Origin of the sequence: Streptococcus sp. CSL10205-OR2, from assembly GCF_025660655.1 — a bacterium.
GTDB lineage: Bacteria > Bacillota > Bacilli > Lactobacillales > Streptococcaceae > Streptococcus.
Window position 1 is genome coordinate 208,791 of record NZ_JAOTIN010000001.1, and the last position, 13,256, is coordinate 222,046.

Here is a 13,256-nt window from a genome sequence, read left to right on the forward strand (position 1 = left end):
TCTCCTTTTTACGGTTACAAACGGTTAAGATCACTAATTGCAGTTGAAGGGTTGGAAAAACCACTTTGTTTGGCAAATTCATCATGTAGAATGCGTCGAACCTCTGCATCAGAAAGTGATTTATCTTCTCTAAATTGACCCTCATCACGCTGTTGATACTGTTTTTTTATGTCGGCAATCATCAGACCATCATTAATAAAATCTTTGATTTCTAATAACAAATCCATATCATTGAGTGAGTATAGTCTTCTATTTCCAGTCGATCTTTCTGGTTTAATCAGACCCTGGTCTTCATAATAGCGAATTTGTCTTGCTGTCAAATCTGTTAACTTCATAACAGTTCCCATAGGAAAAACAGCTAAGGAACGTCTTAATTCTTTTTCTCTCATGCTGATTACCCCCCTTCTTCTCGTCCATTATATAAAGAAAACAAAAAAAAGTCAACTATTCATGTTATAAAATATAACATGAATAGTTGTTTTTATTTTTTTGTTAAAAATTGACGTAATTTATCGATATCACTATTAATAATAATGGCAATAAAAACACCAACAAAGGTTTCAAAAATTCTGGCAAAAACATAAATAATGGTATCGCCTGATGGCACCGCTAATGTAATAATCAAGAGAGCTGCGGTGGCTCCAATAATACCAGATTTATTATTAATAGCGACATTTAAAACAATGGTTAGCATCGTTAAAATCGGTACAAGAAATAAAGTGACTAAAAAAGAATGATGAAAGAGGCCTTCTACCATATAAAAAACAAGAGCTAATAAACCTCCTATACTGTTGCCTATAATACGAGACCAACCAAATGATAAGCTTTTATCAAAATCTTGTCTAAGACTAAAAACTGTTGTTAGTGCAGCAATCTGTGTTCCTTCCCACCCTAGCAAATGAAAGAGTAGTAAAACCGTAAAAACTGATAAACCTGTTTTTGCCGTTCGCATGCCTATTTTCATTTCTTGTCGATTAAATCTATACTTCATTATCTCCGCCTTATTTTTGGTACCAAGCACTTAAATTCTAAGATAATCTCATTTGTTTGTCAAGATTTTAATTTTTTAAAGGCCATACAAAACAAAAACAGCAGGCAAAGCCCACTGTTTTAATAGGATGATTTTTTATTTTTCAGTTAATGCTGAAAGACCTGGTAATTCTTTTCCTTCAAGGAGTTCCATTGAAGCACCACCACCTGTTGAAATCCATGAGAACTTATCTGCACGACCAAGATTGATAGCTGCCGCTGCAGAATCTCCGCCACCAATAATTGATTTGACACCAGGTTGTTTCACGATGGCATCCATAACACCAATTGTTCCGGCTTGGAAATCAGGGTTTTCAAAGACGCCCATAGGACCATTCCAGACAACTGTTTTAGCACCAGTCAATGCTTCTTCAAATTGAGCAATAGATTTTGGTCCAATGTCAAGTCCAAGGAATCCTTCAGAAACAGCTTCCCCTTCAGTATCACGAACTTCAGTATAGTCAGCAAAAGCATTAGCTTCTTTTGAATCAACTGGCAAGATTAATTTACCATTAGCTTTTTCAAGAAGTGCTTTAGCAATAGCTAGTTTATCTTCTTCGACTAATGAATTACCAATCTCAATACCTTGTGCTTTGTAGAAAGTATAAGTCATTCCACCACCGATAAGTACTTTATCAGCTTTCTCTAGAAGATTTTCGATAACACCAATCTTATCAGATACTTTTGAGCCACCTAAAATAGCAACAAAAGGACGCTCAGGTGTTTCAACGGCTTCTTTAATATAAGCAATTTCATTTTCTAATAAGAAGCCTGCAACAGCTTTTTCAACGTTAGCAGAAATACCAACGTTTGAAGCATGGGCACGGTGAGCTGTACCAAAGGCATCATTAACAAAGATACCATCACCAAGACTTGCCCAGTATTTCCCTAATTCTGGATCATTTTTAGATTCTTTTTTACCATCAACATCTTCAAAACGAGTGTTTTCAACAAGAAGCACATCACCGTCTTTTAATTCAGCAATAGCCGCTTCTAATTTTTCACCACGAGTGGCACCAGGAAAGACAACATCTTGTCCTAATTTCTTACCAAGATCAAGAGCTACCGGAGCAAGTGATTTACCTTCTTTATCTGCTTCTTCTTTCACACGACCTAAGTGTGAGAATAAAATTGCACGACCACCATTTTCAATAATATATTTGATAGTAGGCAGTGCAGCAGAAATACGATTATCATTAGTAATAACACCGTCTTTTAAAGGAACATTAAAGTCAACACGAACGAGAACTTTTTTTCCTTTTAAATCAACATCTTTAACAGTTAGTTTAGCCATTTCATTAAAACTCCTTATTTTTTAATAAGATAATTATATCACAAATTCATTAAAAGCGATATAAAAAGTAAAGATAGCAAGGATTTTCTGATTTTTTTCAGCAAAAAAGAGATGCCTTACGCATCTCTCTTATTTAAGCTTATTTAGACAATTTTGCAAAGTACTCAAGAGTACGAACAAGTTGTGCAGTGTATGACATTTCATTGTCATACCATGACACTGTTTTAACTAATTGTTGTCCATCAGCAGACTCAGTTACTTCAGTTTGAGTAGCATCAAACAATGAACCATAAGTCATACCAACGATATCTGATGAAACAATTTCATCTTCTGTATAACCGTAGCTTTCATTTGCTGCAGCTTTCATAGCTTCATTAACTTCTTCAGCAGTTACTTTTTTATCTAAGATTGTAACAAGTTCAGTTAATGAACCAACTGGTACAGGAACACGTTGCGCATGACCTTGAAGTTTACCATTCAATTCAGGAATAACTAGACCGATAGCTTTAGCAGCACCTGTTGAGTTAGGAACAATGTTTTCTGCTGCAGCACGTGCACGACGGAAATCACCTTTACGATGTGGTCCATCAAGAGTCATTTGGTCACTAGTGTAAGCATGAATTGTTGTCATAGTACCAACTTTAACACCAAATGTATCATTTAAGGCTGCTGCCATTGGTGCCAAGCAGTTAGTCGTACATGAAGCACCAGAAATAACTGTTTCGCTACCATCTAATGTGTCATGGTTTGTGTTAAATACGATTGTTTTAACATCGTTTCCACCAGGAGCAGTGATAACAACTTTTTTAGCTCCATTTTCATGTAAATGTTTTTCAGCGCCAGCTTTGCTTGCAAAGAATCCTGTTGCTTCAAGAACGATTTCTACACCATCGTTAGCCCAGTCAATTTGTTCTGGATCTTTTTCAGCAGAAACTTTTACAAATTTTCCATTAACTGTAAAGCCATCTTCTTTAACTTCAACGTCACCATCGAAACGACCTTGAGTTGTGTCATATTTTAATAAATGAGCAAGCATTTTAGGGTCAGTAAGGTCGTTAATACGAGCTACTTCAATACCTTCTACATTTTGAATACGACGAAATGCAAGACGTCCGATACGTCCAAATCCGTTAATACCAACTTTAACTACCATTAAAGATTTCCTCCTTATGAAAATCAAATTATTATTTTAGAGAACAGTATCTCTAATTTGTGAAAAGAATAACTTGTGTAACTACACAAATAACTTTCGACTTACTTATTATATAACTAATTGAGAGAAAATGCAACTAATTAAAATCCAATCCGTTAGACATAATCATCCAAGATATTGCCAGAAAAAGCAGTATTAACAAGTGTTTTGATTTTTTTAGTATGGATGTAAGGTTGATATTTTCTGTTAGAATAATATTTTTTTAATGATTTTTATAATGGAAATGTTAGATGGAAAGTGTCAATTTGGTGAAAACAGTTGTCATTTTACAAAAGATTGAAAATCATTTTTCAAAATTATGAAACCAAATTATCCATATCATCAATCTCATAAATAGAAAGCTTGCTACCTTCACTAACCACTAAAGCAATAGCTTTTGCAACTGTTACCACTGAAAGTGGTCTGCTTGACCATGAAGGACTAGTTTCATCAAGATTTTTTAAGATTTTTTCAGCCAATTTAACTGTGCTTGGTTTTAAGGGACCATACATTAATCCTGGACGGAAAATGGTAGTTTCAAATGATTGTTGCGTCAAATAATTTTCTGACTCTCTCTTAGCTTTGAGATAGTCTTTTGGATTGTTTTCATTAGATAAATCAACCGAAACATAGATAAAGCGAGAAACATCACTTTTAGCTACTTCATCAGCAATAGCTTTTGCTGACTGATAGATGACACGATCAAAAGTGATTCCTTTTTCAGGCTCTTCGACATAGATACCAACTAAATCAATCACCACATCAACATCTTTTAATAGGTGTTGCCATTCTTTGCTATTATACAAATCTGCTTCTACCCAGTTAACCTGTGGGTTAAAACGCTCTGTATTATTAAGATCAACAGCTCTTGTTACAGCTGTTACTTTAATATCTTTTTTTAATAATTCTTTTACCACTGATTGTCCTAAAAAGCCACTAGCACCAAAAATTAAACTATGTGTCATAGGAAAATCCTCCTTTAACTTTTATTATAGAGGCATTATATTCCTTTTTTTATCGCTTGTCATAAAAAATGCTCTCACTCTCATCAGTCTCTTAGCAATCTCTATGATGTCTTTTATCTGAGTCTTTAATCCTACCTATATCAAAAAAAGGTTTACTAGAGTAAACCTTTTAGTGAATGCTATTAAGCATTGCCACCATTTTTCTTAATAATTTCTTCTTGAACTGATTTAGGAACATCTTCATAGTGGTCAAATACCATCATGAATGTTCCACGTCCTTGAGTTGCAGAACGAAGGATAGTTGCATATCCAAACATCTCAGCAAGTGGGACATAAGCACGAACAATTTGGCTTGTTCCATGTGCTTCCATACCATCAACACGTCCACGACGAGCAGTCACGTGTCCCATAACATCCCCAAGATTTTCTTCTGGAGCTGTAATAGTTACTAACATCATTGGCTCAAGAATAACTGGTTGAGCTGATTTAGCTGCTTCTCTTAAAGCAAGTGATGCTGCAATCTTGAAGGCTGTTTCAGATGAGTCGACATCATGGTAAGAACCGTCATAAAGTTTTGCTTTAACGTCAACCATAGGGTAACCCGCAAGAACACCGTTAGCCATAGATTCAATCAATCCTTTTTCAACGGCAGGAACAAATTCACGAGGAACCACACCACCGACGATAGCATTTTCAAATTCGAAGCCTTTACCTTCTTCATTTGGTGTAAATTCAATCCAAACATCACCGAATTGTCCTTTACCACCAGATTGGCGTTTGAAGAATCCACGTGCTTGTGTTGAAGCACGGAATGTTTCACGATATGATACTTGAGGAGCACCAACGTTAGCTTCTACTTTGAATTCACGACGCATACGGTCAACAAGGACATCCAAGTGAAGCTCACCCATACCAGAGATAACAGTTTCACCTGTTTCAGCATTTGTTTCAACACGGAAAGTTGGGTCTTCTTCTGCTAATTTTTGAAGGGCAATACCCATCTTATCTTGGTCAGCTTTAGACTTAGGTTCAACCATCAATTGGATAACTGGTTCTGGTACTTCAATAGACTCAAGGATAACTTTTGATTTTTCATCTGTTAATGAGTCTCCTGTTGTTGTGTCTTTAAGACCAACAGCAGCAGCGATATCACCAGCGTAAACTGTTTCAATTTCTTGACGACTGTTCGCATGCATTTGAAGGATACGACCAATACGTTCACGTTTTCCTTTAGTTGTATTCATAACATATGAACCACTGTTAAGGACACCAGAATACACACGGAAGAATGATAGACGTCCAACAAATGGGTCTGTCATGATCTTGAAGGCAAGTGCAGCAAATGGTGCGTCATCTGAAGCTGGACGAGTTGTTTCTTCTTCAGTATCAGGATCAATCCCTTTAATCGCAGGAATATCAACTGGACTTGGAAGGTAATCAATAACCGCATCAAGCATCAATTGAACACCTTTGTTTTTGAAGGCAGAACCACAAAGTACTGGGTAAAACTCAACATTGATTGTTGCTTTACGGATACCAGCTTTTAATTCAGCTTCAGTGATTTCTTCACCTTCAAGGTATTTCATGGTTAATTCTTCATCAGTTTCAGCAACCGCTTCAACTAATTTTTCACGCCATTCTTGTGCTAATTCAAGATACTCTTCTGGAATTTCTTCTTCACGAATATCAGTACCCAAGTCATTAGTGTAGATTTCAGCTTTCATCGTAACAAGGTCGATAATACCAACAAAGTCATCTTCTGAACCAATTGGTAATTGAATTGGGTGTGCATTAGCTTGTAAGCGATCATGAAGTGTACTTACTGAGTAAAGGAAGTCAGCTCCCACTTTATCCATTTTGTTAGCAAATACAATACGAGGAACTTTATATTCAGTTGCTTGACGCCAAACTGTTTCTGTTTGAGGTTCTACACCTGATTGTGAGTCAAGAACGGTTACCGCACCGTCAAGAACACGAAGAGAACGTTGTACTTCAATGGTGAAGTCCACGTGTCCTGGTGTGTCGATAATGTTAACACGGTGGTTTTTCCATTGAGCAGTTGTTGCCGCAGAAGTGATTGTGATTCCACGCTCTTGCTCTTGTTCCATCCAGTCCATTTGTGAGGCACCTTCATGAGTTTCACCGATTTTATGGATTTTACCAGTGTAGTAAAGGATACGCTCTGTTGTTGTTGTTTTACCAGCATCAACGTGAGCCATGATACCGATATTACGTGTTTTTTCTAATGAAAATTCGCGAGCCATTAATTTAGTCTCCTATTTTATTTTTTTCTATTCTTATTATATCATTATTTAGAAAAGACGGATAGGCAGGACCTACCCGTTTTTTAGTCTTAATGGATATATGGTGATATGCCAGCTAAGATTACCAACGGAAGTGAGCGAATGCACGGTTTGCTTCAGCCATTTTGTGAGTATCTTCACGTTTTTTAACTGAGGCACCAGTGTTATTTGCTGCATCCATAATTTCTTTAGCAAGACGGTCTTGCATAGTGTGTTCACCACGTAAACGTGATGCATTAACTAACCAACGAAGACCTAATGTTGTACGACGTTCTGGACGCACTTCAACAGGTACTTGGTAGTTAGAACCACCAACACGACGTGCACGTACTTCAAGTACAGGCATAATATTTTCCATTGCTGTTTCAAATACTTCATTAGCATCTGTTCCAGTAGCTTCTTTAATTTGATCAAATGCACCATAAACAATACTTGAAGCTGTTCCACGTTTTCCATCAAGCATAACGCGGTTGATAAGACGTGTTACAAGTTTTGAATTGTACAATGGATCTGGTAATACTTCGCGCTTAGGCGCTTGGTTTTTACGACTCATTTCTTATTCTCCCTTCTTAGCCTTTTGGACGTTTAGTACCGTATTTAGAACGGCCTTGTTTACGATCAGTAACACCTGCAGTATCAAGTGCACCACGAACGATATGGTAACGTACCCCTGGAAGGTCTTTTACACGTCCACCACGAATAAGCACAACACTGTGTTCTTGTAAGTTGTGACCGATTCCTGGAATATATGCAGTTACTTCGATAAGGTTACTTAAACGTACACGAGCAAATTTACGAAGAGCTGAGTTAGGTTTTTTAGGTGTCATTGTTCCAACACGAGTTGCAACACCACGTTTTTGAGGTGATGACAATTTGGTTTGAACTTTTTTATGACTATTATAACCAATGTTCAAAGCTGGTGAGTCAGATTTTTCTACTTTAGATTTACGTGGTTTACGTACCAACTGATTAATTGTAGGCATCTACATTCTCCTGTATTTTTTTATTTTTGGTTGATTAAGCGATTGGTGACATCCTTAATCTTGGTGTACTTTTGCAACATTTGTCAGCACGTCTCTGTACACTTTTGAGAGACCAAAAGTAAAAAGTACCGTCTTATATGGTAACACAAGAATAGCTATTTTGTCAATGATTTTATAAAGAAAAAGGATTCCCAAAGGAAATCCTATTAGTTATCAAATAGATTACCCAATTCCACATCTATTATCTGATTGTCAATATCAATTTTAGAAATGTGTAAGAGAGATTTGTAATCAAATTGGTAGTGCTTTTGTTGATTATTATCTGCAAAGACGCCCACGCCAACCAGAGTGCTTTCAAACTCTTTTAGTAGACTAATCATTCCAGAAATGGTCCCACCACCCTTTAAAAAGTCATCAACGATTAATACTTTACTATTTGGTTTTAAACTCCGTTTTGAAAGAAACATTTTTTCAATACGATCACTTGACCCACTCGCATAGTTGACACTCACCGTAGAACCTTCAGTAATTTTTAAATCGCGTCTAACAATGACAAATGGTACATTTAAAACATTGGCAACGGCATTTGCTAAAGGAACTCCTTTGGTTGCTACTGTCATTACCACGTCTATCTTTTCTTCTTTAAACGCATCAGCAATGATACGTCCAATGTTTCTTAGAATTTCTGGGGTACTAAGTAAATCCGATAAGTAAATATAACCACCCGGAAGGATACGATCACTATTTGAAAGACTAGTCGATAATTCTTCAGTGATTAAACGCGCTTCTTTTTCTGAAATAGTTGGTGTGAAAATAACACCGCCGTTAGCACCCGTAATGGTATCGATCTTACCAATAGCACTTTCTTCAAAGGCTTTTTTAATGATAGCAATATCTTCAGAAATGGATGACTTGGCAGATTCGTATTTCTCAGAAAAAGTACTCAAACTCGTTATCTTATAAGGATTATTAATTAAGTAGTTAGAAATAACTACCATGCGTTCACTACGACGTAACTTCATCTTTTCAACCTCAAGTGTTTATTTGTTATATTATATCATAGGATTAAGAAAAAACGAACCTTTTCTCTAAAAAAAGGTTCATTTTTCGTGATTTATGATTCAAAACGAGGTTTATAGAAGGAACGATTATCCATGGCGAAGATTTTATTGGTCATCTCACCAGGTCCCACACTTTTTAGAGCGGTTGTCATCATCATCATTTCTGCATCGATATTATCAATAAAGTGAAGGATTTCAGCTTCCATGATTTTTGGACGAACAGGGCTACCGTATTCTAGTTGTCCGTGATGACTTAAAATAAGATGTCTTAAAACGGTAACCTCTTCTTTACTATCATCAATCCCTAATTCATTAATGACTTTTGTGATTTCCTCATCAATAAGAGCAATATGGCCGATAAGATTTCCTCTTATGGTGTATTGCGTATTTTCTGAACCGGTTAACTCGATGACTTTTGCTAAGTCGTGTAGCATAATACCTGCAAAGAGTAAACTTTTATTAAGTGCTGGGTAAATATCACCAATCGCATCTGCTAAACGAACCATCGTTGCCGTATGATAAGAAAGACCAGACTCAAAAGCATGATGATTCGTTTTTGCTGCTGGAAAAGTGAAAAATTCCTTATCAAATTTACGATAAAGAGCACGAACAATCCTTTGCCAAGTTGCATTTTCAATCTTGAACATCATCTGTTCTAAATAATCCTTAACATCTTCTAGATCAATATCTGATTTTGGTTTAAAGTCACTTGGGTTATTTGGTTCTCCGTGACGGACATTTCTAAGGGTAATTTGATTCACTTGAGGTGAACCGTTATAAACTTCACGGCGTCCAGTCATGTGGATAACCTTTCCTGCAACAAACTCATCAACATTATAGGGTTGAGCGTCCCAAAGATTACCATTAATTTCACCAGTATCATCTTGAAAAGTCATAGCAATAAAGTCTTTACCTGCACGGGTTTTTCGAAGTTCTGCTGATTTAATCAAGTAAAAGCCTTCAAATAACTCATCTTTTTTCATCTGATTAATTTTCATTGTCTTCCTCATTTTCTAAGAACGGCGTTTGGAGAAGTGATCGTGTGTAATCATCTTCATAGAGTTCAATATTTCTAAGTGCACGGTCAATCGCATGACTTCTTGTGGTTAATAATTTATCAATATTATTGCTCGCTTGGTTCAATTGTTTTTGGGCTGTCTGTAAGAGACCACCAAATTTACCAAATTCAGATTTGACGTTGCCTAAGACCTTACTAATATCATCAGCATTTTTTTGAATGTTGAGCGTTTTAAAGCCAACAGACAGTGAATTCAAAATGGCTGATAAGGTTGATGGCCCAGCAACAACGATATTTTCGTCTCTTCTTAAGCTATCAAAAAAGCTGGCATGACGCACCACTTCTGAGTAGAGGCCTTCAGTTGGTAAAAACATGATAGCAAAATTAGTTGTTTGTGGTGGATTAAGGTATTTTTGTTTGATATCCTTGGCAAAACGTTTGATACTCACCAAGAGTGATTTTCTATAACGTTCAATGAGCTCTTTGTCTCCTGATTCGTAGGCATCTTCAAGACGATAATAATCTTCTAGAGGGAACTTTGAGTCAACAGGCAGATAGACATATTCTCCTTGCTGATTACCCGGCAGTTTGATAGCATACTCAACGCGGTCATTAGAGCCTTTAACGGTCGAAAATTCTCTTTCATATTGATTTTCTGTCATAATATCTTCAATGATTTGACCGAGTTGCAGTTCTCCTAAAATACCTCTTGTTTTGGTATTAGATAAGACCTTATTGAGAGTGCCGACATCACGCGCCACCGTCTTCATTTCTCCTAAACCTTTATTAACACTTTCAAGTTGTCTAGAAACAGACTCAAATGACGTTTTAAGGCGACTATGTAGGGTTTTTTCTAATTTTTCTTCAACCGTTTGTCGCATCTCTTCCAAACGTTTTTCGTTGGATATTTGCATGTCTTTTACAGATTGACCAAGAGACAACGTGATTTGTTCTAAACGTTTATCTGAACTATCTCGATTGGCTGTTAGATTTTGGTGAAGAACATCTCGCATCTCATTTAATTGCTGGTACAAATTTGTCTGTAAGTGATTGAGTTGTGCTTGATGGTCAATCAATTGATTTTTATTGGTCATCTCCACCTGATAGGACAACTGCTCAGAAAAGTGTTCAAGTTGCTGATTGACTGTTTTTGTCAACTGTTTTTCCAACCGGCTAATCTTGAGATAGCTTAACAGAATAACAATTAGACTTAAAAAAATCAGAACGATACTAATGATTAGCATACTAACTCCTATCTTTAGACTGAATCACAATAGCATAGCCTGATGAGACATCAATTGTAATCGGTTGATTAATAAATTCATTACTGGTGTAAATTTGTTTTTTAAAAAAAGTTTGCTTGGTTAATTCGTATTTTGCCCCTGTAATCGTGAGCTCGCTATCGTCATTTGTCATAAATGAGACATAAGTCATATTAGGATTTTTTTCAACAAGATGCTCACCCTTGGGATAAAAACGGATATTGTTTTGGGCATCACATAGAGTGATTTGCGTCATTAAAGGATAAAGATCAGGATCACTTGGTAAAAATAGATTACTCATCTCATGGTCAATCCGACCACCAAGAGCACCAAAAACGGTCACATGAGCCTTGGGATAGGTTTTGAAAATGATTTTCAAAGCCATTTCTGTATCGGTATCGTTTTTTTCTGGTTTAGCAAGATAAAGTTTTTGAGCTTGCTTTTTAATGCGCTCAAATTCTGTCTCACTGACAGAATCAAAGTCTCCGATTGCCATGGTCAAAGGAAGGTTTTGTTCTAGTAGAAACAAACTGCCACGGTCAACACCAACATAGAAATCAAAGTTCCCTTGCCAGGTATCAAGAACTCCTCCTGTAAATAAAGCAATATTAATCATTTAAAGCCTCACGTAAAGCTGCAACACGTGCCTTGAAATCATCTTTAAAAAGATAAGAACCTGCAACGAAAACATTGGCACCAGCTTTTTTTGCTAACTTAATGGTCTCATGGTCAATACCACCATCCACTTCAATATCAAAGGCCAAACCTTTTGCTTCTCTTAGTGCAGCCACTTTTTCAACCTTACTCATCATTTCAGGAATAAAGGCTTGACCACCAAAACCAGGATTAACGGTCATGACAAGTACTTGATCAACGAGTTCTAAAACTGATTCAACCATCTCAACAGGTGTTCCTGGGTTTATCACGACACCTGCTTTCATGCCAGCTGCTTTAATTTTTTGTAGCGCACCGTGGATATGTGGGGTACTTTCTACATGAATCGTCATCATGTCTGCTCCTGCTTGGGCAAACTCTTCAACGTAACGTTCAGGATTAACAATCATCAAATGACAATCAAAAAATAGTTTGCTATGTTGACGCATGCTTGCGACAACACCTGCTCCAAAGGTGATATTAGGAACGAATTGGCCATCCATGATATCAATATGGACATACTCTACATCAGTTTCTTCAATTCGTCTTAATTCAGAAGCAAAATTTGCATAATCAGCAGATAAGATTGATGGGGCAATTTTATATTTCACGATGGGTGACCTACTTTCTTTTTATGGTTTTTTTATATGTTTCGCGACGATTTTGAATTTCACTTAGCAGTTGCAGATAAGTGTCATAACGTTTTTGCCATAACTCTCCGCTTGCTAAAGCATCTTTTACTGAACAACTTGGTTCGTGAGTATGGGTGCAACTTCTAAATTTACAGGTTTGACTGAGTTGATAGATTTCTGGGAAGGCTTTATTGAGGTTTTCACTGGTTGTAATTTCATAATCAAGTGAGCTAAATCCTGGTGTGTCAGCAATTTTACCACCATTAAGGTCATAAAAACTAACCGATCTTGTGGTGTGTTTACCTCTTCCTAAGCTGTCAGAAATTTCACCCGTTTCAAGTGCCAAGTCGGGAGCCATTTTATTAAGAAGTGTTGATTTACCCACTCCTGTTTGTCCCATAAAAACAGTGATTTTATCTTTTAGTAGAGGCAACAATTCCTCTAACGTATATAAAAAAGGATAACCGATTTTTTGATACTCAGCACGCACAATAGCCATTTCAGACATGTCTGATAGTAAATCAAGTTTTGTGATATAAATGATTGGTTTGATTTTTTTGTGTTCTAGTAAAACCAAAAAACGATCTAAGAGATTATGATTGAAATCTGGTTCTTTGGCGCTCATGATAACAACTGCTTGATCAATGTTAACAATGGGTGGTCTAACAAGAGCATTTTTTCGTTCCAAAATCTCTAAGATATAGCCTTCAGAATTTTCTTCGGCTGAAAAAACCACTCTGTCCCCAACATAGGGCGTTTGACCTTTCTTGCGAAAATTACCACGTGCTCTCGTTTGATACACTTGTCCATCTGACTCAACATAGTAAAAACCTGCAAGAGCTTTTATAATTTTTCCTTCCAAG

Annotated in this window: 14 protein-coding genes; all 14 read right to left on the reverse strand. The window is 36.6% G+C overall.

Going from position 1 to position 13,256, the window contains the following annotated elements; all coding sequences use genetic code 11:
- Window positions 1-14: 14 nt before the first annotated feature.
- Complete coding sequence (locus tag N7659_RS00975; protein WP_263275380.1) at window positions 15-389, reverse strand: MerR family transcriptional regulator; 375 nt, start codon at window positions 387-389, stop codon at window positions 15-17.
- Window positions 390-481: 92 nt separating this feature from the next.
- On the reverse strand, window positions 482-991 hold the full coding sequence (locus N7659_RS00980; RefSeq protein ID WP_263275381.1) for an FUSC family protein: 510 nt from the start codon (window positions 989-991) through the stop codon (window positions 482-484).
- A 135-nt stretch (window positions 992-1,126) separates the two neighbouring features.
- Window positions 1,127-2,323: a phosphoglycerate kinase gene (locus N7659_RS00985; RefSeq protein WP_263275382.1), complete on the reverse strand. Its 1,197-nt coding sequence runs from the start codon at window positions 2,321-2,323 to the stop codon at window positions 1,127-1,129.
- A gap of 139 nt (window positions 2,324-2,462) precedes the next feature.
- Window positions 2,463-3,476 carry a type I glyceraldehyde-3-phosphate dehydrogenase gene (gene gap / locus N7659_RS00990; RefSeq protein WP_263275383.1) on the reverse strand — a complete coding sequence of 338 codons (1,014 nt, stop codon included), beginning with the start codon at window positions 3,474-3,476 and terminating at the stop codon, window positions 2,463-2,465.
- Between the two features lie 356 nt (window positions 3,477-3,832).
- Window positions 3,833-4,480, reverse strand: a complete 648-nt coding sequence (locus tag N7659_RS00995) for an NAD(P)H-binding protein (RefSeq protein ID WP_263275384.1) — start codon at window positions 4,478-4,480, stop codon at window positions 3,833-3,835.
- 182 nt (window positions 4,481-4,662) lie between these two features.
- Entirely contained in the window at window positions 4,663-6,744 is a 2,082-nt protein-coding gene (gene fusA / locus N7659_RS01000) for an elongation factor G (RefSeq protein ID WP_263275385.1), read from the reverse strand.
- 121 nt (window positions 6,745-6,865) lie between these two features.
- Window positions 6,866-7,336: a 30S ribosomal protein S7 gene (gene rpsG / locus N7659_RS01005; protein ID WP_263275386.1), complete on the reverse strand. Its 471-nt coding sequence runs from the start codon at window positions 7,334-7,336 to the stop codon at window positions 6,866-6,868.
- Between the two features lie 16 nt (window positions 7,337-7,352).
- Complete coding sequence (gene rpsL, locus N7659_RS01010) at window positions 7,353-7,766, reverse strand: 30S ribosomal protein S12 (protein WP_018370315.1); 414 nt, start codon at window positions 7,764-7,766, stop codon at window positions 7,353-7,355.
- Window positions 7,767-7,972: 206 nt separating this feature from the next.
- Window positions 7,973-8,788: a pur operon repressor gene (gene purR / locus N7659_RS01015; protein ID WP_199575820.1), complete on the reverse strand. Its 816-nt coding sequence runs from the start codon at window positions 8,786-8,788 to the stop codon at window positions 7,973-7,975.
- A 92-nt stretch (window positions 8,789-8,880) separates the two neighbouring features.
- Complete coding sequence (locus N7659_RS01020) at window positions 8,881-9,825, reverse strand: 3'-5' exoribonuclease YhaM family protein (protein WP_263275387.1); 945 nt, start codon at window positions 9,823-9,825, stop codon at window positions 8,881-8,883.
- The gene (locus tag N7659_RS01025) at window positions 9,815-11,089 is read right to left on the reverse strand and encodes a DNA recombination protein RmuC (RefSeq protein ID WP_263275388.1); all 1,275 of its coding nucleotides are present in this window, start codon (window positions 11,087-11,089) and stop codon (window positions 9,815-9,817) included. Before N7659_RS01025 ends, N7659_RS01020 begins: the two co-directional genes overlap by 11 nt.
- A gap of 1 nt (window position 11,090) precedes the next feature.
- On the reverse strand, window positions 11,091-11,723 hold the full coding sequence (locus N7659_RS01030) for a thiamine diphosphokinase (RefSeq protein ID WP_263275389.1): 633 nt from the start codon (window positions 11,721-11,723) through the stop codon (window positions 11,091-11,093).
- Complete coding sequence (gene rpe, locus N7659_RS01035) at window positions 11,716-12,375, reverse strand: ribulose-phosphate 3-epimerase (RefSeq protein ID WP_199567963.1); 660 nt, start codon at window positions 12,373-12,375, stop codon at window positions 11,716-11,718. The genes N7659_RS01030 and rpe overlap by 8 nt, the downstream gene beginning before the upstream one ends.
- A 7-nt stretch (window positions 12,376-12,382) precedes the next feature.
- Window positions 12,383-13,255 (reverse strand): ribosome small subunit-dependent GTPase A, encoded by an 873-nt coding sequence (rsgA, locus tag N7659_RS01040; RefSeq protein ID WP_263275390.1) that lies wholly within the window; start codon window positions 13,253-13,255, stop codon window positions 12,383-12,385.
- Window position 13,256 lies beyond the last annotated feature (1 nt).